At 65.8% G+C, this 25,621-nt stretch carries 22 protein-coding genes; 10 read left to right on the forward strand and 12 right to left on the reverse strand.

Translation table 11 applies throughout. The features are described from left to right. Nucleotides 1-92: 92 nt before the first annotated feature. From AC5RWO_RS03495 to AC5RWO_RS03510, 4 genes are all read right to left on the reverse strand, one after another. Nucleotides 93-3,584 (reverse strand): chitobiase/beta-hexosaminidase C-terminal domain-containing protein, encoded by a 3,492-nt coding sequence (locus AC5RWO_RS03495; RefSeq protein ID WP_498729439.1) that lies wholly within the window; start codon nt 3,582-3,584, stop codon nt 93-95. Nucleotides 3,585-3,684: 100 nt separating this feature from the next. Then, complete coding sequence (locus tag AC5RWO_RS03500) at nt 3,685-5,496, reverse strand: glycoside hydrolase family 15 protein (RefSeq protein WP_498729442.1); 1,812 nt, start codon at nt 5,494-5,496, stop codon at nt 3,685-3,687. Continuing rightward, on the reverse strand, nt 5,496-5,972 hold the full coding sequence (locus tag AC5RWO_RS03505; protein ID WP_074700780.1) for a hypothetical protein: 477 nt from the start codon (nt 5,970-5,972) through the stop codon (nt 5,496-5,498). The genes AC5RWO_RS03500 and AC5RWO_RS03505 overlap by 1 nt, the downstream gene beginning before the upstream one ends. A 210-nt stretch (nt 5,973-6,182) precedes the next feature. Further along, nucleotides 6,183-6,710, reverse strand: coding sequence for a DoxX family protein (locus tag AC5RWO_RS03510; protein WP_498729443.1), 528 nt, complete (start codon nt 6,708-6,710; stop codon nt 6,183-6,185). A gap of 99 nt (nt 6,711-6,809) precedes the next feature. On the opposite strand from AC5RWO_RS03510, the gene AC5RWO_RS03515 reads away from it, so the two are divergent. Together AC5RWO_RS03515 and AC5RWO_RS03520 are read left to right on the forward strand one after the other, a co-directional pair. Continuing rightward, nucleotides 6,810-7,394, forward strand: a complete 585-nt coding sequence (locus tag AC5RWO_RS03515; protein WP_498729445.1) for a TetR/AcrR family transcriptional regulator — start codon at nt 6,810-6,812, stop codon at nt 7,392-7,394. Between the two features lie 41 nt (nt 7,395-7,435). Then, nucleotides 7,436-8,440 carry an aldo/keto reductase family protein gene (locus tag AC5RWO_RS03520; protein ID WP_498729446.1) on the forward strand — a complete coding sequence of 335 codons (1,005 nt, stop codon included), beginning with the start codon at nt 7,436-7,438 and terminating at the stop codon, nt 8,438-8,440. 6 nt (nt 8,441-8,446) lie between these two features. Here the strand turns inward: AC5RWO_RS03520 and AC5RWO_RS03525 are convergent, their stop codons facing one another. Beyond that, entirely contained in the window at nt 8,447-9,496 is a 1,050-nt protein-coding gene (locus AC5RWO_RS03525) for a Gfo/Idh/MocA family protein (protein ID WP_498729448.1), read from the reverse strand. Between the two features lie 30 nt (nt 9,497-9,526). Continuing rightward, nucleotides 9,527-10,210: a hypothetical protein gene (locus tag AC5RWO_RS03530; RefSeq protein WP_498729450.1), complete on the reverse strand. Its 684-nt coding sequence runs from the start codon at nt 10,208-10,210 to the stop codon at nt 9,527-9,529. Between the two features lie 255 nt (nt 10,211-10,465). On the opposite strand from AC5RWO_RS03530, the gene AC5RWO_RS03535 reads away from it, so the two are divergent. The 5 genes from AC5RWO_RS03535 (at nt 10,466) to AC5RWO_RS03555 (ending at nt 15,655) form a co-directional block, all read left to right on the forward strand. Further along, nucleotides 10,466-10,951, forward strand: a complete 486-nt coding sequence (locus AC5RWO_RS03535) for a CBS domain-containing protein (protein ID WP_498729451.1) — start codon at nt 10,466-10,468, stop codon at nt 10,949-10,951. A 43-nt stretch (nt 10,952-10,994) separates the two neighbouring features. After that, nucleotides 10,995-12,089, forward strand: coding sequence for a pyruvate dehydrogenase (acetyl-transferring) E1 component subunit alpha (pdhA, locus tag AC5RWO_RS03540; RefSeq protein WP_498729453.1), 1,095 nt, complete (start codon nt 10,995-10,997; stop codon nt 12,087-12,089). 29 nt (nt 12,090-12,118) lie between these two features. Beyond that, on the forward strand, nt 12,119-13,111 hold the full coding sequence (locus AC5RWO_RS03545) for an alpha-ketoacid dehydrogenase subunit beta (protein WP_498729455.1): 993 nt from the start codon (nt 12,119-12,121) through the stop codon (nt 13,109-13,111). Nucleotides 13,112-13,120: 9 nt separating this feature from the next. Further along, a complete protein-coding gene (locus AC5RWO_RS03550) occupies nt 13,121-14,455 on the forward strand; it encodes a dihydrolipoamide acetyltransferase family protein (protein ID WP_498729456.1) in 1,335 nt (444 codons plus the stop codon). Nucleotides 14,456-14,638: 183 nt separating this feature from the next. Next, entirely contained in the window at nt 14,639-15,655 is a 1,017-nt protein-coding gene (locus tag AC5RWO_RS03555; protein WP_498729458.1) for a hypothetical protein, read from the forward strand. Nucleotides 15,656-15,704: 49 nt separating this feature from the next. Here the strand turns inward: AC5RWO_RS03555 and AC5RWO_RS03560 are convergent, their stop codons facing one another. Further along, complete coding sequence (locus AC5RWO_RS03560; protein ID WP_498729460.1) at nt 15,705-16,493, reverse strand: IclR family transcriptional regulator; 789 nt, start codon at nt 16,491-16,493, stop codon at nt 15,705-15,707. A gap of 176 nt (nt 16,494-16,669) precedes the next feature. Here AC5RWO_RS03560 and AC5RWO_RS03565 point away from each other — a divergent pair, with 176 nt between their 5' ends. Genes AC5RWO_RS03565 through AC5RWO_RS03575 form a run of 3 tightly spaced genes read left to right on the forward strand, consistent with a single transcriptional unit; the run spans nt 16,670 to nt 19,301 of the window. After that, nucleotides 16,670-17,386 (forward strand): CoA transferase subunit A, encoded by a 717-nt coding sequence (locus AC5RWO_RS03565; RefSeq protein ID WP_498729461.1) that lies wholly within the window; start codon nt 16,670-16,672, stop codon nt 17,384-17,386. Between the two features lie 35 nt (nt 17,387-17,421). Next, nucleotides 17,422-18,114: a CoA transferase subunit B gene (locus AC5RWO_RS03570; RefSeq protein ID WP_498729463.1), complete on the forward strand. Its 693-nt coding sequence runs from the start codon at nt 17,422-17,424 to the stop codon at nt 18,112-18,114. After that, complete coding sequence (locus AC5RWO_RS03575; protein ID WP_498729464.1) at nt 18,111-19,301, forward strand: acetyl-CoA acetyltransferase; 1,191 nt, start codon at nt 18,111-18,113, stop codon at nt 19,299-19,301. Before AC5RWO_RS03570 ends, AC5RWO_RS03575 begins: the two co-directional genes overlap by 4 nt. 89 nt (nt 19,302-19,390) lie before the next feature. Here AC5RWO_RS03575 and AC5RWO_RS03580 read toward each other — a convergent pair whose 3' ends face one another. The 5 genes from AC5RWO_RS03580 to AC5RWO_RS03600 all read right to left on the reverse strand — a co-directional run bounded on the left by AC5RWO_RS03580 (nt 19,391) and on the right by AC5RWO_RS03600 (nt 25,482). After that, a complete protein-coding gene (locus AC5RWO_RS03580; protein WP_498729466.1) occupies nt 19,391-21,223 on the reverse strand; it encodes a cytochrome b/b6 domain-containing protein in 1,833 nt (610 codons plus the stop codon). A gap of 55 nt (nt 21,224-21,278) precedes the next feature. Next, entirely contained in the window at nt 21,279-22,259 is a 981-nt protein-coding gene (locus tag AC5RWO_RS03585) for an electron transfer flavoprotein subunit alpha/FixB family protein (protein ID WP_498729468.1), read from the reverse strand. A 46-nt stretch (nt 22,260-22,305) separates the two neighbouring features. Further along, nucleotides 22,306-23,085: an electron transfer flavoprotein subunit beta/FixA family protein gene (locus AC5RWO_RS03590; RefSeq protein ID WP_498729469.1), complete on the reverse strand. Its 780-nt coding sequence runs from the start codon at nt 23,083-23,085 to the stop codon at nt 22,306-22,308. A 176-nt stretch (nt 23,086-23,261) separates the two neighbouring features. Next, nucleotides 23,262-24,059, reverse strand: coding sequence for a 3-hydroxybutyrate dehydrogenase (locus tag AC5RWO_RS03595; RefSeq protein WP_498729470.1), 798 nt, complete (start codon nt 24,057-24,059; stop codon nt 23,262-23,264). A gap of 52 nt (nt 24,060-24,111) precedes the next feature. Beyond that, the gene (locus AC5RWO_RS03600) at nt 24,112-25,482 is read right to left on the reverse strand and encodes an MFS transporter (protein WP_498729471.1); all 1,371 of its coding nucleotides are present in this window, start codon (nt 25,480-25,482) and stop codon (nt 24,112-24,114) included. Nucleotides 25,483-25,621 lie beyond the last annotated feature (139 nt).

The raw sequence follows: 25,621 nt of genomic DNA on the forward strand, positions 1-25,621 counted from the left end.
ACCTGGATGCGGGTCCCTTCGGTTCACGGCACACAGCGAGGCCCCCTGCCGGTAGTGGCAAGAGGCCTCGCTGTTTTTTGGTCAGATCCGGATCAGAGGATGTTGTTCATCATGTTCCAGCCCCAGCCGATCTTCTTCCTCGGTGCCATGCTGCCCTGACCGTCGCCTGCGTAGAGGAACAGGTCCCCTGCACGGTCCCGGGTCACCAGGTCAGCCTTGCCGTCACCGTTGAAGTCACCGGGTCCGACAATCATGGTCATGTTGTTCCAACCACCCCAGCCGATCTTCTTCTTCGGCTCGTAGCTGCCCTTCCCGTCGCCGATGTAGAGGTACAGGTCCCCTCGGCGGTCCCGGGTCACCAGGTCAGCCTTGCCGTCGCCGCTGAAGTCGCCCGGTCCGACGATCATGGTCATGCTGTTCCAGCCCCAGCCGATCTTCTGCTTCGAGGCGTACCAGCCGTTACCGTGGCCGGCGTAGAGCCACAGATCGCCTGCCTTGTCGCGGGCAATCAAGTCGTTCTCATTGTCGCCGTTGAAGTCGCCGGGTCCGACGATGCTGGTCATGATGTTCCAGCCCCATCCGATCTGCTTCTTCGGTTCGAACCAGCCAGTTCCCTTGCCGGCGTAGTGCCAGAGCTTGCCGGCCTTGTCGCGGGCCACTATGTCGGCCTTGCCATCACCATCCGTATCGCCGGTGCTGATCAGGCTGGTCATGCTGTTCCAACCCCATCCGATCTGCTTCCGCGGTTCGTAGCCGCCGTTGTTCTTGCCCACGTAGAGCCAGAGCTTGCCGGAGCGGTCCGTGGTAATCAGATCGGCCTTGCCGTCAGAGGTGAAGTCGTTGCCCGACTCCGCCCCAGCGGGCTCCTCCTCGACCGGCGTCTCCTCGCCCGGCTCCTCACCCGGAGTCTCGCCCGGGTTTTCCTCGCCCGGGTTCTCCTCATTTGCAGGAGCGTTCCAGGTTCCGATCGCGCTGGTGTTGCCTGCTTCATCGATCGCTACGGCCCGCAGCGTCTGGCCTGCGGAGAGCTGCACCGGTGCCGCATAGAGGGTGCTGTCCTTGCTCGGCTCAGTTCCATCGAGGGTGTAGAAGATGGCCGCATTCCCATCCGCAGCCAAGGTAACCGCGGTGCCCGCAGCCATCTCACCCTCCGGGGTACCGGTGAGTGCCGGTGCCGTCTTGTCCAGCGTGAAGGTTTCCGTCACAACCTCGGACGGAATGCCGAAGTTGAAAGCAATGAACTTCAGTGTGGTCACTCCCTCATTCGTGATGGCGATCGGCTCCTCGTACAAGGTGCTGTCCTCGGTCGGATCCGTGCCGTCGGTGGTGAAGAAGATCTGCGCGGTGTCCGGGGTCGCCGACAGCGTTACCAGCTGGTCGGCGGCGAACAGCCCTCCGGCCGTCGCGGCGGTTGCCGTCGGCGCCTCCGGCGGAGTTGCATCGGTCATCTTGCCCTGGACCACGAACTCGTCGGTCTCAGCCAGTACCTCCGGGGTCGACAGCTCGCCGCCGTCGGCCTCGGTCACCTGCTCAATCTTGAAGAAGTTCGTATCGTACGGGCTGCCAACGACGGCGTGCGGCGTGTTGCCGTCGCCGAGGTAGCCTGCCGGGGCGCCCTCGTCCCACCGCAGGAACGGCCCGATCTTGGCTTCCAGCAGATGCGAGAAGTCGCCCGTGCCGTTCAGCGCGCCGAGGTCCTCGGTGTAGTTGATGTTGCCATCCACGTCTGCCACGAGTTCCAGCACACCGTACGGATGCGTGAACTTGTAGGTGGCGCCCGGCTCGAAGACCTCGTCTCCGCGGACCCGGATCCGGCCGAAGGCCACCTGGTCCCCGTCCCGAACCATGTCGGCCCCGAAAGCTGCTTCCGATGCCAGCGTCAGCTGGACCTCTTCGCCCCCAACATCGAGCACCGACTCCGAAGCGAACCAGAAGGCTTCGCCTGGGAAGTTGTTCGGGAACGACGTCGCCGATGCCGGATCAGGCCGCTCCTCGACGACCGGGCACAGCGGGTCTTCCAGGCACAGGTCCAGCTGGACCGGTTCCTGGCCTTCCCAGCCGTTATCCCGCAGCCATTCAGGGAAACCATGCTCTTCGCTCGTCGGGCCAACTTCCTGCAGGTTGTGGATCTTGAACGGGAAGGACCGGATTTCACCGGCAGTCCCGGTAGCTGGATCCACGGCAACGGCGCGGATATTGGTGGAAGTGCCGATCTGCATCGGTTCCGTGTATTCCCAAGTGTTGCCGAGCGGCTCTCCTTCCGCAGAGAACGACGGCGTGGAGCCGTCCGTGGTGTAGTAGATCTCCGGCGCGACAGCGGGATTGTTGGTATTTCCGCTCAACGTCACCGTCTGCGGCCCGGCCAGCGCACCGGCAGCGGCATCGGGCGTTGCCTCCAGCCACGGCCGGGTGGCGTCCAATTCGTACACTTCGGTGTAGATCTCGGTGGTCTCATTGGTTGCCGGGTCGATCGAAATGTACTTCAGCGTGCTGGTCCCGGGAGTAGCCAGATCCACGGATACTTCCGAGACAGCGGCTCCGGCTTCCGGCACAAACTCGGTACCGGTAACCGTCCCGTCCGCATTGACGGCGGGATCCGTCCCATCCGTGGTGTAGATGATCTTCCCTTCGGGGAAGGACGAATGGATCGTCACGGTCTGGGCGGAGTTGTAAAGGCCGCCTGGCTTGTCCACGCCCGCTTCGATCGTCGCGATCTTGCCCTGGACGGCGAAGAGGTTGGTCTCTGCTGTGCCGCCGGACGGCCCTGAAACCTGGAAGAAGTTCGTATCGTTGGGGCTGCCCACAACCTCGTGTTCCACGTTCGGGTCGCCGATGAAGCCGTCTGGCGCGGCCGGGAGAACGTCCGGATTCCAACGCAGGAACGGGCCGATGCGGCCTTCCGAGGGCTCATCCCAGGAACACGGTTGCTGCATGCAGCCGATGTCTTCGGTGAAGCGGATCCGACCGCGGTCATCAGCTGTCAGGACATCCACACCGTACGGGTGCGTGAAGGTGTATTGCTGGCCGGGTTCGCCGTCTTCGAGCCGGATGCGCAGCCGGGCGAATCCGTTCTGCTGGCCGTCGGCCACCTCGCCCGCTCCGCTGAAGGCTGCTTCCTGGGCCATGATCAGCCGGGCCTCGGCCCCGTCGGGCATGGTCAGGGACGCTTCGCCCGACCACCAGAAGGATTCTTCCGGGAAGTTCCCCGGGACGGTCAGCGGCTGTGTCGGGTCGTAGTCGGTACCGATGACCGGGCAGGCCGCGGCGTCCACGCACAGTTCCAGTCGGATGGGAGCGAGTCCGCGCTCCGGATCGCCGCCGTCGCCGTACCAGTACGGATAGCCATTGTTAGGATTGACCGGCCCTACCCCGGCCGGGCCTTTCGGCAGGGCTGCCGGCAGCATGCCCGCGAGCGCGGACTGCGAAAGCCCTGCACCGCCCGCGGGAAGAGAGGCCGCCGACGCCGGCGGCAGAACGGACAGGCCCGAGAGGAGGACGGCTCCTGCCGCTGCCATCCCCACCGCCCGCCGTCGTTGTTTTCGGCCGTTTGGCGGCCTCAGCTTGATTTCAGGATCGGATGTCATGAGTTCCCCCTCGTGCACAGTTTCCTCGTCCAAGGCGCGATATCAGTGCGTGCCCCGCAACCAGCTTCCTGATGGGGCGTTGGGAAAAACCTATGAACGGTTAACCCTCGGACTCACGCAGGGCCAGGGCGGCCTGGACCAGCGCGGCATGGGTCAGCGCCTGCGGGAAGTTCCCCAGCTGGGCGTGGGTCTGCGGATCCATCTCCTCGGCGAAGAGGCCCACGTCATTCGCCAGCCCGAGCATTTCTTCGAACAGTTGCGCAGCTTCGGTGCGGCGGCCCGTTTCGGCGAGCGCCTGGACCAGCCAGAAGGAGCAGGGCAGGAAGGCACCCTCCGTCCCGGGCAGGCCGTCGCGTCCGGGCGGGTAGCGGTAAAGCAGGGGTCCGCCGGCGGACAGCTTGCGGCGGATGGCGTCCACGGTGCCGCGGGTCCGCTCCGAGCCCGGCTCCTCTATGCCCAGCAGCGGCAGGATCAGCACGGCCGCGTCGAGGTCGGTGGATCCGTAGCTGCGAGTATAGGTGTTCCCCTCCGGGTCGAAGCCCCTGAGCCTGATCTCGGCGGCGAGCGCTTCCCGCGCTGCATGCCACCGTTGCTGCTGCCGTTGCGAGACGCGGTGCGTCCGACCGATATTCAGCGCGCGGTCGAGGGCGAGCCAGCCCATCATCTTGGAGTGCACGTGGTGCGCGGCGTCGTCGCGGATCTCCCAGATGCCCGCATCGGGTTCCTGCCACCGGCGCGCCACCAGATCGGCGAATCCGCGCATGGCCCGCCAGGTCTCGGAGTAGAGCTTGTGCCCTGCTTCCACCAGCACCCAGGCCCCATCGAGGACCCAGCCGTAACCGTCGAGCTGATGCTGAGTCGCGGCGCCGTTGCCTACGCGGACCGGCGTGCTTGCGGCGTAGCCCGGCCATCCGGCCAGGGTGCGTTCCGGCGGGACATGCCTGCCGGTCAGCGTGAGCATCGCGGGCAGCCGGGGCCGCTCCAGTCGGCTGGCGTGCAGCAGCCAGCGCAGGAAACTGCGGGCCTCGCCGGCCTTCCCGACGCCGAGGAACGCACCAACCCCGATGCTGGCGTCCCGGGGCCAGGCGTAGCGGTAGTCCCAGTTGCGGATCCCGCCCGGGAACTCGGGCAGGGAGGTTGTCGGCGCGGCCACGGGAGCCCCGGAGGGCGAATAGGTCAGCAGCCGCAGCGTCAGCAGACTGCGCACCACCGCGTCCCGGTATGGTGTTCCGCCGTCGATCTCCGCCGCCCACGCCCGCCACAGCTCCTCGTCCGTCGCCAGCAACTCCCCTGCCGCATCCGGTTCCACGTGGACCAGCGGTTCCCCGTACGCCACGGCCAGCACCAGAGTGACGGGATGTCCCGGGGTTACTAAGAACGACGCCGGGGTGCCGGGTTCGATCGATAGTTCCGGACCGCTGCCCAGGCTCAGTGCCAGCTGGCCCCACTCACAGACCAGGCTCGGGCCGGAACGGATCCGTGGCCGGACATGCCGTTCACCCAGACGCGGATCAAACAGCACCGCTGCTTCCACCGGCTGGCCCACGGCCGTCAGCCGCCGCACCAGCAGCGTGGCGGGCAGCAGCTGTCCGCGCACTTCGGCCACCATGGCATCGGTGAGGACCAGCGTACCCTCGCCCATCGCCCAGGTTGTTTCCAGCGTCGCCGTCTCTTGGCGGTAGCGGCGCTGTGTGGGGGCCGCCGGAACGGCCGGGCCCAGCCGGAAGGTCCCTGCTTCGGGCCCGCCCACCAGGCGCCCGAACACGGGTTCGCCGTCGAAACTGGGAACGCACATCCAGTCGATCGCGCCGGCGCCGGAGACGAGCGCGGCGGTCCGGGTATCGCCGATCAGCCCGTAGTCTCCAATGTCCGGTTGCCGGGCGTTCTCTGTACCCCGCTGTCCCGCATCCATCAGCGGACCTGGAAGAGCAGCCCGAGCATGACGCCGTAGACCAGGTGCGCGGCCACCGCCACGGCCGGGGTCTGGATGCCGTAGTTCAAAGCCAGCAGGCCCGGCGGTTCCAGCGCGGCGCGGCTTGACGGTCCAGCCCGGTGCGAGGCCATCCGCGGGTGGACGCCGGGCAGCAGCGGAAGCACTATTGTCAGGGCGACTGCTACGTGCAGCAGGCCCAGCAGTCCCCCGAGCCACCAGGTCGCCTGGCCCAGCAGCGCGAACGTGGCCGCGTAGCCCAACGCGAAGATCTGGCCGGCCGCGAGGTGGATAAAGAAGCCTGCAACCCGCGCGTGGTCTGGATCCGGGGTGACCAGCGTCCCCAGCACCAAAGGCAGGTCGAGCCGGGTCAGGCCGGCCATCTGCGCGGCGATCATGACCATGGTGAGTGCACCCGTTGCGAGCAGTCCGAACACCGCCCAGCCTGCCCAGTCCATTTCGTCTCCGACTTCCGACGCCGCCCGGCTGCCCGGCAGCGTCCTGCCGACACGCTTGTTTCCCCGCCGGCATTCACCGAAGAGGATCTGGGTGGAAGTATGCGCGGCGAGACTTGTGGAAAGACTATGGCTCCCGGGCAGCCCCGGCAACGGCCAACGGCGGAACTTCCATTTAGGAAGTCCCGCCGGAGAGCCCGCAGCGCGAAGCCGCTATTGCCCGCTGTCTAAAACGCGGACAGGAACACCGTCCCGGCGGATAGGTGAAGCGGCCTTCCGCCGGTTGCGCAGTGCTTTGAAAGTAGGCAGGGCCACGGCGGCAGCAGCGGCAATGAACACCAATTGCATCAGCGTTCGCGGCAGCAGCGCGGTGGCAGGTTCCCCGCCGAAGTCGATTCCGGCAACAGCCGCATAGACGTTGGCTGGGAACATGAACACCAGCAGCAGCGTCAATCCCGCTCCCGCCCAGGGAGCAGTCTTCCGGTGCAGCAGTCCAACGGCCGCAGCCAGCTCCAGCACGCCGGTCAGCGTGACCAGAAACCCGGGGTAAGGAAGCACCGGAGGCACCATCTCGATGAGGTCCGCGCGCATTCCGTTGAAGTGGGCCGTTCCGGTCAGGACCAGCATGGCGGCCAAGCCGCCGCGCAGGCTCACCCGCCAGGATCGGAGGGGCTTGACGCCGAGAGTCCCGGCCAGCCGCAGCAGCAGTGTGACTGCCAACAGGGTGATGAGGGGTGCCATGGGAAGTCCTTCCATCGGACATCGTATTTATCTTGACACTGACTAGATTACTCAGATGATCGAACTTGTCAATGGCTAGATAGCAGCTAATCTAAGAGGATGGAAACCTCGAGCTACCACCATGGAGATTTGCGCCGTGCCATCATCGATGCCGCGCTGGAGGTGATCCGCGAGTCCAGCCCGGCCGCGGTCAGCCTCCGGGATCTGGCCCGGCGCGCCGGCGTCTCCCATGCCGCCCCGGCACACCATTTCGGCGACAAAGCCGGCCTCTTGACCGCCGTCGCCGTGCAGGGGTTCGGCCTGCTCGGCGACGTCCTGCATGAGGCTGCTGACCAGCCCGACGGATATCTGGCTGTTGGCGTCGCCTACGTGGGGTTCGCCGTCGAGCACCGCGCGCACTTCGAGGTAATGTTCCGGCCTGAGCTCTACCATACGGACGATCCGGAACTGCTCGAGGCCCAGGCCAGGACATCGCGGATGCTTTACGAGGGTGCCGCGCCGTACGCGCAGGACGCCGGGACCACGCCTCGGGACGCTGCACTGGCGGCCTGGTCGCTGGTGCACGGATTCGCATCCCTGTGGCTCAGCGGAAACCTGCCCTCGGATCTGCCGGACGATCCACAGGACGCGGCCCGGAAAGTGGCGCGCGTCCTCTTCCCTCACAAAGCCGGCGATAACGCCTGAGGTACGGCCCGGCGTCGTACTTTGGCATTAGTCTGGGCAGCATGGAATTCAGATACCTGGGCAACAGCGGCCTGAAAATATCCGAGATCACCTACGGCAACTGGCTTACCCACGGCTCGCAGGTGGAAAACGACATGGCAACGCAGTGCGTGCGGGCGGCGTTGGACGCCGGCATCACCACCTTCGACACCGCGGACGTCTACGCCAACACCGCCGCGGAGGAAGTCCTCGGCGCCGCATTGAAGGGCGAGCGGCGGCAGTCGCTGGAGATCTTCACCAAGGTCTACTTCCCCACCGGACCCAAAGGGCACAACGACACCGGACTGTCGCGCAAGCACATCATGGAGTCGATCGACGGCTCGCTGCGCCGGCTGCAGACGGACTACGTGGACCTCTATCAAGCCCACCGGTACGATGTCGAAACCCCGCTCGAGGAAACCATGCAGGCCTTCGCCGATGTGGTCCGCGCGGGCAAGGCACTGTATATCGGCGTCAGTGAGTGGAACGCCGAGCAGCTGCGCGCCGGGCACGCGCTCGCGAAGGAACTGGGCATCCAGATGATCTCCAACCAGCCGCAGTACTCCATGCTGTGGCGGGTCATCGAGGGCGAGGTGATTCCCGCATCCGAAGAGCTGGGCATCTCGCAGATCGTCTGGTCCCCAATGGCCCAGGGCGTGCTCAGCGGCAAGTACCTGCCGGGCGCCGAACCGCCCGCCGGCAGCCGCGCCACGGACGAGAAGGGCGGCGCGCAGATGATCGAGCGCTGGATGTCCGACGACGTGCTCGAAGGCGTCCAGCAACTGGCGCCGCTGGCGGAGGAAGCCGGACTGACCATGGCCCAGCTGGCGATCGCCTGGGTCCTGCAGAATCCCAACATCGCCTCCGCAATCATCGGAGCATCCCGGCCGGAGCAGGTGGTCTCCAATGTCGCCGCTGCCGGCGTGCGGCTGGACGAAGCAGTGATGGGCAAGATCGACGATGTCATTGGCGGCCTCGCCGAGCGTGATCCGGCCAAAACCCGGTCACCGAAGGAGCGGCTGGCCTGACCGCCCCTAGCGCGACTGGTTCTGCCGGTGGACCTCCTCAATAATCCTGACGACGGCGAGTGACTCCGCCGGGTCCACCGGCACCGGCGCGCCGGCCGTGATACTGGCGGCCAGCTGCCGGTAGAACTCCGGATACGCCCCGCGCTCCGCCTTGACCGTCCGCATGTTGCCGGGCACGCCGGTGGCCCCCCAGGTCTCTTCCGGCTCCTCGCCGTACCCTGCCGCGGAAGGCAACATACCGCCGTCGAGCGCTGCCTCCTGCCCGTCCATCCCCCACTTCGTGAAGGCGGCCTTGGACCCGAGCACGTGGAAGCGCGGCGCCGGCAGCCCGGAGATCAGGTTCATGGACAGCCGCGAGCGCACGCCGGACTCGTGCAGCAGGGACACAAACGCGTCCTCATCCGCTTCCGAGCCACCCGCATCGGTATGCCGGGCCGTCTCGCCGTAGACCGTGGCCACGGGACCGAAGAGTTGCAGCGCCTGGTCGATCAGGTGCGAGCCGAGATCGGAGAGGATGCCGCCGCCCTCGGCGATCGCGGCCGTCGCCTTCCAAGCCCGCAGGCCCGCCGGCTTCCACCGCTCAAAACGCGACTCAAAGAGATGCACCTGGCCGAGTCCGCCGTCGTCGATCAGCTTTTTGAGGGTGAGGAAATCCGAGTCCCAGCGCCGGTTCTGGAAGACCGAAAGTACGACGCCGGCGTGCCGCGCCTTCTCGATCAGCGTCTCGCCTTCGGCGGAGGTGGGGACGAACGGTTTGTCCACCACCACGCTCAGCCCGAGTTCCAGCGCAGTGCCTGCGAGCGCGAAGTGGCTGGCCGGCGGGGTCCCGATGACCACCAGGTCCAGTTCGGCGGCGCGGTCGAACAGCTCCGGCGTGCCGGCGAGGACTTGCGCTCCCGGGTAGGTTGCCTGGGCAAGGGCGGCGCGCTCGGGGTTGCCGGTGACAATGAAGTCCAGCGAGTAGTCGCCGCTGGCTTCAAGGAACGGCGTATGGAAGACCCGGCCGGAGAGGCCGAAGCCGATGACTGCGGTGCGGAGTGGTTTAGCGTCGGTCACGAGCGCCATCTTACGGGGAAAGGATCTCTGTTAGCGCGGCTCGCGGGCCGTTGTGTAGGACGGCTCGCGAAGGGATCGGGTCCACCGGTAGGTGCCGGCGCCGGGCAGCGGGTGCAGCAGCGGATCGAACCGCCGGTCTGTGTCGTGCTGGGTTTGATCGAGCGACAAGGACATGGTGGCGAACCGGGTCCATGGCCCGCGGAGTGCCGAATGGTAAAGCCCAAGCGTCCAGACGCGGTTCCCGAGTGCCTGCCGGAAGGCCTCCGGTTTCGCGGGGAGCCTGAGCGCTGAGTCCAGCGTACGGGCCGCCAGTAGGACCGGTCCGCGGCTGCTCTGGTACGGCATCAAGGTGGTGAAGGCTGGCTCCGACGCGAATCGGTGCGGCGTCAGGATGAATCGGCTGGCTCCGGACATCCCCGTGGACGCTAGCAGTACATCGAAGGGCTCCGATCCAGCTTGGACCCGCAAGGCCAGCCCCACGATGTCCGGCAGCGGTCCCGGCAGGCCGATCGACCGCGACAGCCGGGCCTGGACCTGAACGGTACCGGGAGTATCAAGCCACGAAATACCGCTTCTCCGCCCGGGCGGAAGCCTGTCGACCGACCCTGTGAGGCTGACGCCTTCCGGATGGATCGGGCGCTGAGGGCGAACGGCTTTGATTCCACGGAAGAGAAGCGCAAAGCCGCGTCCCGCCGTCGTACTTATCTGTTCCATCTCCGGCTCCTTCCCATACCGCCGGCTGGCGCGTCGGATCCACCCTGTCGGGGTGAGCGAATCGAAATGTCCGTTGTGAGGAATATACGCGGCAAGTGCCCGGAGCGGCAGTTGGAATCGAAACCGGCCCCTTGCCAAACGCAGGCGGCTAGCTAGGCTGAAGGTCAGGGGGGAAGCGCAGCGAGGCGTTCCCCGCTCCGGCCGATCGGATCTGTCTGCGGCCTAAGCCGCACGGTCCAGGAAGGTGGCTTGCTGGTGGATTCCCATGCCCCGGTAACCGCGCGCGACATCATGACAACGCCGGTCATCAGCGTTGCTGCGGAAGCACTGATCGAAGACGTCGCCCAGATGCTGGGCCAACACCGCATCAGCGCCGTGCCGGTAGTGGACGATGAGCAGCATGTGGTCGGGCTGGTCAGCGAGTACGACCTGCTGGCGACGCCGGGCGTCACCGCGGCCCAGGTCATGACCAGCTCCGTGATCAGCGTGACCACGGATACCGCCATCTCGGACATCCGGCAGTTGCTGGTCAACCAGTGGATCGCGCGCGTTCCGGTGCTGGAGAACGGGCGCCTGGTCGGGATCGTCAGCCGCGCGGACATCGTGGCACTGCTGGCGACCGAGTGGGTTTGCGGTGCCTGCGGCGAACCGGTCCGGGGCGAACACCCGCCCAAGGCCTGCCCCAAATGCGGGGCGGACAGCGAGAGGTTCGTCCTGCACGAGCAGGCGCCGGGCCCCTGAACCCGTCCCTGAGCTGACCAGATCCAGTAGATGGAGGTAAGCGATGACTGACCAGGCAGCCGCGGCAACAGCAGGGTCCCAGGCGGCAGGATCATTCCCCGGGGCTGAACCGCCCGAGGTGCTCATCGGGTACTACCGGGAAATGGTCCTGATCCGGAAGTTCGAGCTCACTGCGGACCAGATGTACAAGCGGGCCAAAATCGGCGGATACTGCCACCTCAACCTCGGCGAGGAGGCCACCGTCGTCGGGCTCATGGCGGCGCTGCGAGAGAAGGACTACCTCTTCACAAATTATCGGGACCATGGCTATGCCCTCTCCCGCGGGATGGATCCCGGGCGTGTCATGGCCGAACTCTTCGGTAAGTCCACTGGGGTGGCCAAGGGCCGCGGTGGTTCGATGCACATGTTCGACACGCAGACGCGGCTGCTGGGCGGTTACGGCATCGTCGGCGGGCAGCTGCCGCCGGCCACCGGCGCCGCGCTGGCACTGACCTACCGGGGCAAGCCCGGTCCGGAGGCCGAAGCAGTGATGTGCCAGATGGGCGACGGCACTACCAACATCGGCGCCTTCCACGAGTCTCTCAACCTCGCTGCTGTCTGGCATCTGCCCATTGTCTACGTGGTGGTGAACAACCGGCTGGGCATGGGTACCACGGTGGAGGCGGCCTCGGGCGAGCCCCTGCTCTACAAACGCGGTGCTTCCTACCGGATCCCCGGCGAACGTGTGGACGGCAACGACGTCGTCGCAGTGCGGGAGGCGGCGAACACCGCGCTGGACCGCGCCCGGGCCGATCGCCAGCCGGGGCTGCTGGAGGTCATGAGCTACCGGCTGCGCGGCCACTCCGTGGTGGACCCGGCGCGCTACCGCTCGGCCGCCGAGGTCGAGGAGGCCCAGACCGCGGATCCGGTGCCCGCGTTCCGGGCGCAACTGCTCGCCGCTGGTCTGCTGGCCGAGGAGCAGGCAGTCCAGATCGAGGACGACGCCGCGGAGAAGGTAGCGTCCGCCGTCGCCTTTGCCGATTCCAGCCCGGCGCCCACGCCCGACGAGCTTTTCGACTTCGCCTACGCCACCCCGGTGGCCAACGCGCCGCAGGCCTTGCCCGGCCAGCCGGCCGCGGCCCGGGAGCCGCTGTTATGACCATCACCGGAGCCAGCAGAGGAGACGGAATGCCCACCACCAGCTACCGGCAGGCCCTCAATGACACGCTCCGCGCGGAACTGACGCGGGACGAGAACGTTATCCTGCTCGGCGAGGAGATCGGCATCTTCGAAGGGTCCTACAAAATCACCGCCGGCCTCCTGAAGGAATTCGGTCCGGAACGGGTGAAGGACACTCCGATCGCCGAAGAGGGCTTTGTGGGAGCGGCCATCGGTGCCGCGATGCTGGGTATGCGCCCGGTGGTCGAGATCATGACGCTGAACTTCAGCCTGATCGCCATCGATCAGATCGTGAACCACGCCGCCAAAATCTACGGCATGTTCGGTGGCCAGACTCCGGTGCCCATGGTGATCCGGTTCCCGGGCGGCGGCGGTCAGCAGCTGGCGGCCACACATTCGCAGAACCTGGAGGTCTGGTACGCGCATGTGCCGGGGCTGAAAGTGGTAGCCCCGGCCACTCCCGCCGATGCGAAGGCCCTGCTCACCGCAGCCATCCGCGACGACGACCCGGTCATCTTCCTGGAGAACCTCTCCCTCTACAACACCAAGGGCGAAGTGCCCGACGGCGAGCAAGTCGCCGAAATCGGCAAGGCGGCCGTGGTCAAGGAGGGCACCGATCTGACCGTCATCACCTACTCCCGCGGCACGGTCATCGCGTTGGAAACCGCCCGGCAGTTGGAGGACGAAGGCATCTCCGTCGAGGTGGTCGATCTGCGGAGCCTGCGGCCTCTGGACCGGGAAACATTCTGTGCCTCGGTGCGCAAGACCAGCCGGGCCGTCGTGCTGGAGGACGATTGGTTGAGCTACGGAATCGGCGCAGAGATTTCCGCTTCCCTTATGGAGGGCGCGTTCGATTATCTGGACGCCCCGGTCAGACGCGTGGCAGCCGCCGAAGTTCCGTTGCCGTACGCCAAAGCCCTGGAAGTAGCGGCGCTGCCGGACGCCAGCGACCTGGTCCGGGTCATCCGGGAAGTCCTCGACGACACCAGTTTCTCCCGATAGGAGCCAGCCATGCCGGAAGTATTCATGCCGCGCCTGTCCGACACCATGGAAGAAGGTGTTATCAGCCGCTGGCTTAAGAAGGAGGGCGACACGGTCCATCAGGGCGACGTGATCGGCGAGATCGACACGGACAAGGCCACCATGGACCTGGAGGTGTTCGAGGACGGCGTCCTGGAGAAGCTTCTCGTTCCCGAAGGCACCACCGTAGCCATCGGCGAACCGGTCGCCATCATCGGCGACGGGAGCGGAACCGGAGGCGGAACGGCTCCCTGCACTTCAACAACGCAAAGTACGACGGCGGCCGAGGCACCGGCAGCACCGAGCGAACCTGCAACGCCCGCACCATCCGGGGCGCCGGCTGCCTCGTCTGCTGGGAAGGCTGAGGCGGCAGAGCCGGCCAAACCCACACCGGCAGGCCAGGTCTTGACCTCTCCCCTGGCCCGCCGGATCGCCGCCGAGCACGGCCTCGATCCAGCCACCATCACGGGCACCGGTCCGGGCGGCCGGATAGTCCGCGCCGATGTTGAAGCCGCTGTGGCTGCGGGCGAAGGTCGCGCCGAAAAGCCGGGTCAAGGCGCTCCGGCAGGACAAGCGGCGCAACCCAGCCCGGCTGAAGCTCCGCGGCCAGCAGCAGCGGCTGGCCAGACCGATACGGGCGCAGACTCCGTTGATGTGCCCCTGACGCAGATGCGCAAGGCAACGGCCGGCCGACTGACCGAAAGCGCCAGCGCGCCCCACTTCTTCCTGACCAACGTGGTGGGCGTAGACCGACTGTTCGCTTTCCGGCAGGAAGTAAACCAGCGCTATGCGGACTCCGGAATCAAGGTCAGCGTGACCGATCTGCTGGTGCGGGCCTGCGCCGTCACCCTGCATGCACACCCGCAGGTCAACTCCTCCTGGGCCGGAGATAAGATCCTGCAGCACCGCCGCACGCACATCGGCGTCGCCGTCGCAATCGAAAACGGACTCATTGTCCCCGTGGTCAGGGATGCGGAGGCCAAACCCCTGGACGAACTCGCTGCGGAGACACGGGAACTGGCGGAGAAGGCCCGCGCCGGTAAGCTCAAGCCCGATGAATTCAGCGGCGGCACGTTCACTATCAGCAACCTGGGCATGTTCGGAATCGATAACTTCACGGCAGTGATCAACCCGCCCGAAGCCGCTATCCTGGCCGTAGGTGCCGCTATTGAGGAACCGTTCGTGCAGGACGGGACGCTGCAGAGCCGACGGATCATGAAGCTGACCATGACCGCGGACCACCGAGTGCTGGACGGCGCCACTGCAGCCGCGTTCCTTCGGGACCTCAAACAGACGCTGGAGGAACCCCTGCGCATCCTCCTTTAGCAGTTATCCCCAGTCTGGAAGTGCGGGATAGCGGTGCATCGTCGTAGAGGGGAAGGTGGACAAACCAGACCACCCTTCACGACGAAAGGCACCAACGTGGGACGAAGCAAGAAGCGCCGCTCCAAAAACACCCGTCCGAATAAGTCCCGCCGGCCGGCTCCCGGCCCGGCTGCGGAGATCGATATGCTCGCCCCCGCATTCATTAGCTGGTTCGGCGGGGAGGACAACCAGCGGGAGGAAAGCGGCATTGTCATTGCCTATACCAAGGCAATTCTGGCATTCCACCAATACTTGGAGCCACGCTCCAGTGGCACCTCGTTCCGCGCGCTCCCCCTTGAAGCTGCGATCTGCCTGTGCGTTGACTCGATCACGAATGGAAATGACTTTTTCTTCCTTCCGTTTGTGAACTCGATATCGGTGTATACGAATTTCCTGGAGCAGACTGGTCGTTGGACAGGAACCGCCAGACAGTTGCAGGACCTGAGGCAGTTCTATCGGAGGGCTCGCGCTTCTCTGGACATAGATGGCTCCCGCCATGGTTTCGAGTGGCCCGAACTGGACCAAACAGACCAGCTGAGGTTCCTCGAAGATACGCCTCTCGCGAAGAAGGCCCGAAACTTGCTCGCAGCCGTGGATGCACAATTGCACAGCAAATCCGGACCCACCTGGCGCCAGGCGTATTGGGCATCCGTCACATTGTTCGATAAGGACGCTCCCGACGAGAACTCAGCACAAGTCAGGAGGTTCGATATCCTTGCGAAACTGGGCCTCACCCCGGTTCAAGGCTCAGCAGAACGACTGGCAGATATTCGGAATACCTTTAGTAACGGGGACGATCTCGACCGTCTGGCACTTCTCGAAACTCTCGTTTACGCATGCTTCGAAGATGAGTTCAGTCGCGGCGGCTCCCCTTACAGCGACGAGCTTCCCGTAGGTCAGACCATCGGCCGTGTCCTTGCACAGGCGGCCGCAACGACAGGGTCAGTGTCCGCGCTGATTCTGACTAATCCGGGTGCGCTGATGCCGGCCGGTGCACCTCCGGAAACTGCGGAGCTCTACGCCGAGGTGGGACGGCGTCTGAAGTACCTCCATGAGTTGGGCCTGATCGTCATCGGACAGTACATCACCGTTCCAACCGTACTGCGGCGCTGCGTCCTCGACGTTTGGGAAGACGCAGAACGTGACCGGCTGGCCGCCTGATGCCAATGCAATAGCTTGAAGGTCTGTACCAGTCCCGAGCATAGTACGCTCAGCGCCCACTGGTGTGCTCGCCCAACTGCTGGGTGATCTTGTGCGCCTCTTCAAGCAGAAGTTTCCCGAGGAATTCCTGCCGTTCCGGGCGGAACCGCTGCTCGATGCCGGTGAGGGACAGGGCCCACGCCGGGTTGCCCTGGCGGTCGAAAACCGCGGCGCCCATGCCCCAACTGCCCTCGAGGATGAGCCCTGGGTTCACCGTGTAGCCGTTGCGGCGGGTCGCTTCCAGGTTCGCCCGGATCCGTTCTGCGGTATGGGCCGGGCCGAAGCGTTCGGCGCGCGTACCGCCGTCGTCAAGCAACCGGTCCACCTCCTCTTCCGGGAGGAAGGCCATGATGGCCAGTCCCGCGGAGGCAACTCCGAGTGGAAAGCGGACGCCCTCATGCAAAACGAACGACCGCACCGGAAAGCTCCCTTCGACGCGCAGCAGACACACCGTTTCATCGCCGCGCCTAATGGAAAGGAACGCGCTCTCGCCGGTTTCGTCTGCCAGGCGTTGCAGGCTAGGCCGAGCCAGGTCCTCGATGGCGTACCGGTTGGCGGCGACAGCTCCGAGGACGTAGATCTCGGGGCCCAAATGCCACGTGCCCGTCTCGGCATGATGATCCAGCAGCCCCTCGGCCGCCAGCGAGTTCAGCAGCCGGTAGACCGTGGGCCGTGTCAGCCCCGATGCCTCGACGATCGCCGGAAGCGCCGCGCCTCCTTCAGGGGAGCGCCCAACAATGCGCAGCAGCTGGGCCACGCGCCCGACCACTTGCGCCCCCTGCACCGTTTTTTCTGCCATTTCACTCCTTCGATCCACAATATGGACACTCTACTGCAGCGCGTCCATAGTGTGAATACGGGGAAATAGCCCCTCTTGACGTCCCCTTCGAAGCACCGCTAGCCTGCAGGTAAACCACTTGTCCACAAGATGGACATCAGGCGTACCGAGCGCCAGACACTCAACGAGGAGGAAGCATGTCCAAACTGGCAGCAGGACCCGCGGCGGCATTGGAAGGTGTACTGCATAACAGAATGACCATCGCCGTGGGCGGTTTCGGACTCAGCGGCATCCCGGCCAACCTGATCGATGCCGTCCGCGACTCCGGCGTCAAGGACCTCACCATCGTCTCCAACAACATGGGCATCGATGGCAAGGGACTGGGGGTCCTGATCGAGTCCGGCCAGGTCCGTAAAGTCCTCGCCTCCTACGTGGGTGAAAACAAGCTCTTCGCCGAACAGTTCCTCGCCGGGACCCTGGACGTGGAGTTCAACCCCCAGGGCACGCTGGCCGAACGGCTGCGCGCCGGCGGTGCCGGCATCCCCGCGTTCTACACCAAGACCGGCGTCGGCACCCAGATCGCCGAGGGCAAGCCGCACGAAGAGTTCGACGGCGAACTGTACGTCCAGGAGCGCGGCATCGTCGCCGATCTGGCTCTGGTCCACGCACACACGGCGGACACTGACGGCAACCTGATCTACCGCTACACCGCCCGCAACTTCAACCCGGTGGTAGCCACCGCCGGCCGCGTCACCATCGCCGAGGCCGAGGTCATCGTCGAACCCGGCCAGCTGGACCCCAACCACATCGTCACCCCGGGCGTCTACGTCCAACACCTCGTCCAGGCCAGCGGACGCGCCAAGGACATCGAAAAGCTCACCGTCCGCCCGCGGCCCGCCGCCGTCGGCGCCTGAGCAGACCACCGGACACGAACATTAAGGAGAGAACCATGGCTTGGACACGAGACGAGATGGCAGCCATCGCTGCCACCGAACTCAATGACGGAGACTACGTCAACCTCGGAATCGGCATCCCCACCCTGGTGGCGAACAACCTGCGCGAAGGCGTGCGGGTTGTGCTGCAAAGCGAGAACGGCCTGCTTGGCATGGGCCCGTTCCCTTACGAGGGCGAGGAAGACGCGGACCTGATCAACGCCGGCAAGCAAACCGTCACCGTGCTGCCCGGCGGGTCGATCTTCGACTCGGCCACCTCCTTCGGCATGATCCGCGGCGGGCACGTGAAGGTCGCCATCCTCGGGGCCATGGAGGTCTCCGGCGCCGGCGACCTGGCCAACTGGACCATTCCGGGCAAGATGGTCAAGGGCATGGGCGGCGCCATGGACCTGGTCGCAGGCACACCGCGCGTGGTAGTCCTGACCGACCATGTGGCCAAGGACGGCACCCCCAAGATCGTCAAGGAATGCTCGCTGCCGCTCACCGGCGTCCGCGTAGTCAACCGCATCATCACGGATCTTGCCGACTTCGATATCAATAACGACGGCGACAGCCCGGCACTGGTACTGACGCAACTGGCGCCCGGGATCACCCTCGAAGAGGTCCGGGACAAGACCGAGGCACCCTTCACGGTAGCCCCCGAGCTCGAGGCGGAACTAGCTGCAACCTTGGAAGGAGCACAGCGATGAGCCTGCAGGAACAATTCGGCAAGGATATTCTGCTCACCGGCTGGGGGCACTCCCGGTTCGGCAAACTGACCGACGAAACGCTGGAATCCCTGATCGTCCAGGTCTCCCGCGAAGCCATCGCCAACGCCGGGCTGGAACCGGGACAGATCGATGAGATCTATCTCGGCCAGTTCAACTCCGGCATGCTCCCCTTGGGCTTCGCCTCGTCGCTGGCCCTGCAGGTCTCCGACGAGCTGGCCAACGTCCCCGCAACGCGGGTAGAAAATGCCTGCGCTTCCGGTTCCGCGGCCGTGCAGCAGGGCGCCAAGTCGCTGCTGGCCGGCACCGCGCGCAACGTGCTGGTCATCGGGGCTGAAAAGATGACCCAGGCCGGACCGGACGTCGTCGGCGCAGCGCTGCTCGGCGCCGACTACGATATGGCCGGCAAGTCCTCCACCACGGGCTTCGCCGGACTCTTCGCCGAGACCGCCAAACACTATGAGAAACGCTACGGCCCGGCGGGGGATGTGCTCGGCTCGATCGCCGCGAAGAACCACCGCAACGGCGTCCTGAATCCCTACGCCCAGCTGCGCAAGGACCTCGGCGAAGAGTTCTGCCGGACCGTTTCGGATAAAAACCCGATGGTCGCCGACCCGCTGCGCCGCACGGACTGCTCCCCCGTCTCCGACGGGGCCGCTGCACTCGTGCTCACAAGCGGCCCCGTGCCGTCGTCGTCGGCCACTGCACCGGTCCGGCTCACCGGATTCGGCCAGGCCAATGACTTCATGCCCGTGGAAAAGCGCGATCCCACCGCGTTCGCCGGCAGCGTCGCAGCCTGGCAGCGCGCGCTGGCGATGGCCGGCACTGGTCTGGACGGGCTGGACTTCGCCGAGGTACATGACTGCTTCACCATCGCCGAACTGATCATGTACGAAGTCATGGGCCTCACCCCGGCCGGCGAAGGCCGCCGCGCGATTGAAGAAGGCTGGGTCTATCGGGACGGCAAACTGCCCGTGAACCTCTCCGGCGGCCTCAAGGCCAAGGGCCACCCCGTCGGAGCCACCGGCGTCTCCCAGCACGTGGTCACGGCCATGCAGCTCAGCGGTACGGCCGGCGAAATGCAACTGCCCGGTACACGCCGCGCAGCCGTACACAACATGGGCGGCCTCGCCATCGCCAACTACGTCAGCGTGCTCGAAGCGGTCTAGTACCCGGCGCCGACCGGCTCTACATGCCGCGGCGAAGAGCCCGCCATCTCCAGCGTTATGCGGGATGGCCGGCTCTTCGCTTCTCGTCGCTACTTGGAGACCTTGCCCATCCGGGCGGCGATGGGTGTGGTGAAGAGCGGTTTCGTCAGGAACCACGCGGCCGCGATAACCAATAGGGAGACCACGAAGATGACCAGCCCCCACCAGTCCACGACGTCCCGCGAGGTGTACATGTGGTTCAGGTTGCGCAGGGCCCCGGTAAAGAAGACCAGGAACACGTGGACGATGGTGAAGGCGACGAAGTAGAGCATCACGGGAAAATGGATCGCCCGGGCCCACTCCACCGGGTACGCCTTGTTGAGCCCGGCGCCCTGCTCCGGCCACCAGGTGGAGATCCGGATACCGGAAATGATCGCCAGCGGCGCAGCAATGAACACGGTGATGAAGTACGTCATGACCTGCAGCGCGTTGTAGTGCACCCACCCGTTCTCCGTGGGCCAGTCCAGGGAAACGTACTGGATACCGGCCGAGAGTATGTTCGGGAAGATGTCCCAACTGGTTGGCACAATGCGCATCCACTGCCCGGTGGCCAAGAGCAGGACGATAAAGACCAGCCCGTTGACCACCCAAAGCACGTCCAGGCTTTGGTGCAGCCACTGGGACAGGGAGACCTTCTTCGGGGTGTTGCCCTTCGGTGAGAAGAACGAGTCCTTCTTCGCGGTCCAGTAACCGGGAGGCTTGCGCTCGGTGCGAACCTGCAGGCCCGTCCGGACGATCAGCACGATGAAGAACATGTTGAGGAAGTGCTGCCAGCCCAGCCATGCCGGCAACCCGACCGGGGCGCCGGCCGGTTGGGATGCATGACCGTCGTAGGCCGCGATGAACTCCTGCACCGGCTCCATGCTCCGCAGCCATCGGGCACAGAGCACCGCTGCCACAGCTAACACAAGCACGACGGCGGTCACCAGCACCGGCTTCAGCCACGCCGGGCGTTCGCTCGCCTTGGTGGTTCCGTTGGACGGGGCGGGCCGATTCGAGGTTGTAGGCGCAGCCGATCCGGAACCGCTCCGGGCGGCCACATCGGCGGTCGGCGTGGAAGCCGGTGTCGTGGGCGGCGTCGGTGCCGGCGCTCCCATTCGCGAGCGGGTCGGCGCGGCTGAGTCACTCTGGACAGGAGCCGTACCTGCGGCCGCTGCGGCTCCCTGCCCTTGGGTGGTAGCGCCCATGCGCTGGCGGGTGCCGCCAGCAGTGACGGGTTTGGCTTCGGGTGATGCGGCCGACGCCGGGGCTGCTCCCATTCGCGTCTTGCCCGTTGACGTTGTTGCAGATTCCTGCCCGGCCGTCGACGGCGCCGCCCCCATACGCTGTTTCCGCACTGGAGCAGCAGGCGGTGCGTCGGTGGACGCGGCCGGCTGGACGCCCATGCGCTGCTTTCGCACGGGAGCGGCAGGTGGTTCATCGGCGGGTGCCGGTTCCGCAGGTGCTCCATTAGTGGAAGCGGCCGGCTGGACGCCCATGCGCTGCTTGCGCACCGAAGCCGCTGGCTCGGGTGTCTTCGGCGGCTCCGGCGCCTTGGCAGCCGGTCCGACGCCACTGTCGATCTGCTCTTCCTGTGGCAATGGCCGATAGCCGCCCATCCGCTGCCTCTTCGCCGGAGCGGCCGGTGCGGTTTGCGTTCCCTGCGACGCGGCAGCCGTATCCTGTGCAGGCGACGGGTCCGAGGCCTGACTCGCGGCCTGCTGCGGTGACTGCGAGACTGGCGCCTCCGATACCGCAGAATTCTCAGCCGCGGCGGGGACTGTGCTGGCGGCGTCGGCGTCCTTCACCACCCCATCCTGCTGAGCCTGCGGTGCCAGTGGCCGATATCCGGCCATGCGCTGACGGCGCAGGGCGGGGTCAGCCGCGCTGTTCTCGTTGGTCATCGTGCCTCTCGCCTCCGGGACAGTCAATCGATCAGGTACAGCAGATCCGCCAGGCTCAGCCGCGGCGGGCGTTGATCTCGTCGATCAGCTGCGGCACCACGGTGAATACGTCGCCAACCACGCCGAAGTCGGCGATCTCGAAAATCGGCGCGTCCCCGTCCTTGTTGATGGCCACAATCGTCTTCGCGGTCTGCATGCCCGAGCGGTGCTGGATGGCGCCGGAGATCCCCAAGGCCACATAGAGGTCCGGAGTCACAGAGACGCCCGTCTGCCCCACCTGGAACGACTGGGGCACGTACCCCGAGTCTACTGCCGCACGTGATGCGCCGACTGCGGCGCCGAGGCTGTCTGCGAGCTGCTCGACCAGGGCGAAGTTCTCCTTCGAGCCAAGTCCGCGCCCGCCGGAGACCACGGCCTGGGCGCCCCGCAGGGCCGGCCGGTCGGTCTGGGCCGGCGCGTCCAGAACCTGGTCGATCCGCGCTCCCGGGGCAGCGGCGGTGGACACCGCTGCGGTCTTGACCTGCGGCTCGGCTACTGCCTCCGCCCGCGCGTCAAACGATCCCGGGCGCACCGTGACGATCATGAGACCGCCCTCGATCGTGGACTGTGTAGTGAAGTCACCGCCGAACACCGCGTGCTCTACGATGACCTCCTGCCCCTCTTCGTCGTAGCGCACGCCGACCGCGTCGGCGGCAACGGAGCCGCCGGCGACGATCGCCAGCCGTCCGGCGACAGTCTTGGAGTCATTGGTGTTCGACACCAGCACGGTCTGGGCAGAGTACTCCTTTATGGCGTCGGCCAGGGCCCCGACCTCCGCGGTGCCCAGCTCGGTGTTCGCCGTGTCGGATTCGGCCAGGTAGACATGGGCGGCGCCCAGCGAACCCAGCTGCGCCGCGAGTTCCGCGCCCTGCCCGGGCGGGGTCACCGCCACGGCCACCGGTGTGCCGATGGCTGCGGCCGCGCCGAGCAGGCCAGCCGCCGTCGGCTTCGACGCGCCGGCGGCGGTGGTTTCGATCAGTACCAGGATGTTTCCCATAATGTTTGCCCTTCCGGTCAATCAGGTCATCAAGTCAGGTCTGCGGTCAGATCAACCGCTGGGCGGCGAGGAATTCGGCCAGCTGGCTGGCCGCCGTGCCGTCGTCGACGACCTTCGGACCGGCTTCCTTCGGCGGGCGCGCCTCGGCGGAGACCATCACCGAGCGAACCGGGGCCGCATCCGGGCCGGCCTGAATGCCCAGCTCAGCCAAGGACCAGGTCTCCATCGGCTTCTTCTTGGCCTGCATGATGCCCTTGAAATTCGGAAAGCGCGCCTCCGCGGACTTCTCCGTGACAGAGATGGCAGCCGGCAGCCCGGAGCTGAGGCTCAGCGATCCGCCGTCGACCTGGGTTGTCCCGGAGACGCCCTCGGCGGTGATGGCCACCTCGTCGAGGCTGGGCAGCACCGGCCAGCCCAGAATCTCCGCGACCATAGCCGGGACCATTCCACCGCGGCCGTCGGTGGCTTCATTGCCGGCCACCAGCAGGTCCGGGGCGGTCCGCTGCACCGCAGCCGCCAGCACCCGCGAGGTCTGGACCATGTCCGATCCGGCCAGCGCGGGGTCCGTGACCAACACAGCCGAATCCGCGCCCATCGACAGCAGTTTACGAAGCGTCTTAGTCGTATCTTCCAACCCCATGGAGAGCGCGACGATCTCGGCGTCGGGGTTCGCGTCCTTGAACTGCAGCGCGACTTCCAGAGCACGCTCGTTGATCTCATCCGGCACGGGCTCGGAGGCTTCCCGGTCCAGCATGCCGGTTTCCAGGTTGATCTTGCGGTCCGACCAAGTGTCCGGCACCTGCTTGGCCAACACGACAATCTTCATGACGGGCTCTCCTTACTCACGAGTTGGTCCGGTTTATCAGCAGTCTATCTGCCCCTGCGTGGCGCACTCGACGAGTTCCAGAGCGTGACCGCAACAAAACGACGCCGGCACTCAGGTGGGTGGAAAACCCAGCCGAGTACCGACGTCGTACGTAACTTTGTTGCAGGAAGCGCCGTTTACCGCGCGGACCAGCCGCCGTCCATGGTGTAGCTGGCGCCCGTGACCATTGACGCATCGTCGCTGGCGAGCCAGGCCACCAGTGAGGCCACTTCTGCAGGCTCGACCAGGCGTTTGATGGCGCTTTCCGTCAGCATGATCTTTGCCAGCACCTCGGATTCCGCGATGCCGTGGACCCGCGCCTGGTCAGCAATCTGCTTTTCCACCAGCGGGGTGCGGACGTAGCCGGGGTTAACGCAGTTGCTGGTCACGCCGTACTCGCCGCCCTCCAAGGCAGTGACCTTGGACAGGCCTTCGAGCCCGTGCTTGGCGGTGACGTAGGCGGACTTGAACGGGGAAGCACGCAGCCCGTGCACGGATGAAACGTTGATGATACGGCCGAATCCCTGTGCATACATCTTCGGCAGTGCCGCGCGGACCAGCAGGAACGGCACCTCCAGCATCAGTGTAAGGATCCGCCGGAAGTCCTCCGGGTTGAAGTCCTGGATCGGGCTGACATGCTGGATGCCGGCGTTGTTGACCAGGATGTCCACGCCGTCGAGCGCTTGGGTGAGCCGATCGTCGGTGACGGCCGACGGGTCCAGCAAGTCGGCTGCCCAGCTTGAGCCGCCGACTTCCCTGGCCACCGCCTCGGCGCCGGCCTGGTCCACGTCCGCGACGACCACGTGGGCGCCGCGGGCGGCGAGGGCATGCACCACGGCTAAGCCGATCCCGCCGGCGCCGCCGGTGACCAGGGCCCGCCTGCCCGCCAGTGGTTGGGCGGCGGGCTGGTTGGTCCGTTCGGTTTCGTTGGTCATGAAAGTTCCCTTACGTAGAGCAGGTTGGTGCTTGTTGCGGGCGTGGACTGGCTCAGTTGGTGACGCGGGCCGTGTTCAGTCCATGCTTGCGGGCGTCGGCGTCGTCAATGTCGTGCAGGGAAGCGCCCCGGGTTTCCTTCAGCGTGATCACCGCGACGGCGGTAATGGCGCAGGCCACCGCCACATAGATGGCCACCGGAACCCAGGAGCCGAAGTCCTGCAGCAACGCGGTCGCGATGATCGGCGCCATCGAGCCGGCAACAATCGAGGTGACCTGGTAGCCCAGGGAGACGCCGGAGTAGCGCATGCGGGTGGGGAACATTTCGGCCATGATGGCCGGCTGGCCCGCGTACATCAACGCGTGGAAGCACAGGCCGATGGTCACGGCGGCGATGATGACGAACGGGTTCTGCGTATCGAACATAGGGAAGGCGAAGAACGCCCAGCTGGCTCCGAGCACCGCACCGGCCAAGTAAACCGGCTTGCGGCCGAAGGCATCCGAGAGGCGGCCGACCTGCGGAATCACAATGAAGTGGATGATGTGGGCCACCAGCAGCGCCAGCAGCAACTGGCTCGTGTCGTACTCGTGCACGGTCTTCAGGTACACGATGGTGAAACTGACGATGATGTAGTAGAGGATGTTTTCGGCGAAGCGCAGGCCCATGGCGCCGAAGATGCCCTTGGGGTACTTCTTCACTACTTCCATCACGCCGTAGCTGACGGCCTTGTCGGCTTCCACCTGGGCGCGGGCTTCCAGGAAGATCGGAGCCTCACTGACGTGGGTGCGGATGTAGTAGCCGATGATGACGATGAACGCGGACACCCAGAAGGCCACGCGCCAGCCCCAGCTGAGGAACTGGTCCGAGGGGAGGATCCAGGACATGCCCAGCAGCACCAGGGTGGCAAGCAGGTTGCCCACTGGAACGGCGGCCTGCGGCCAGCTGGACCAGAACCCGCGCGACTTGTTCGGGCTGTGTTCGGCCACGAGCAGGACGGCTCCGCCCCACTCGCCGCCCACGGCGAAGCCCTGGACGAAGCGCAGGATCACCAGCAGTGCCGGCGCCCAGTAGCCAATGGAGTTGAAGCCGGGCAGGCAGCCCATCAGGAACGTGGCCACGCCCACCATGATGATGGTGACCTGCAGGGTGTGCTTGCGGCCGAGCTTGTCGCCGATCTGGCCGAACACAATGCCGCCGAGCGGACGGGCGATGAAGCCCACCGCGTAGGTCAGGAAGGCCGCGATGATGCCGTCCAGCTCCGTGTTGGCGTTGGGGAAGAATAACTGGCCGAAGATCAACGAGGCGGCGGTGGCGTAGAGGAAGAACTCGTACCACTCCACCACCGTGCCCACCATCGAGGCGGCCACAATCTTTTTCAGTCCCGACTTCTCCGTCTCTGGGGACGTCGGCTTGTTGACGCTCATCGGCGCACTCCTTTGTTCTGCAGCTGTCAGCGTTGACATCGGCGTTGGGGGGTCCTGTGGTCCAGCGCACTGGACGGCTTTACCGAGTATGGACACAGCCATTGCTGTGCATCAATGACCAGTTGCGCAGAGATGAAGT

It is taken from the genome of Arthrobacter sp. B055-34 (assembly GCF_059090425.1).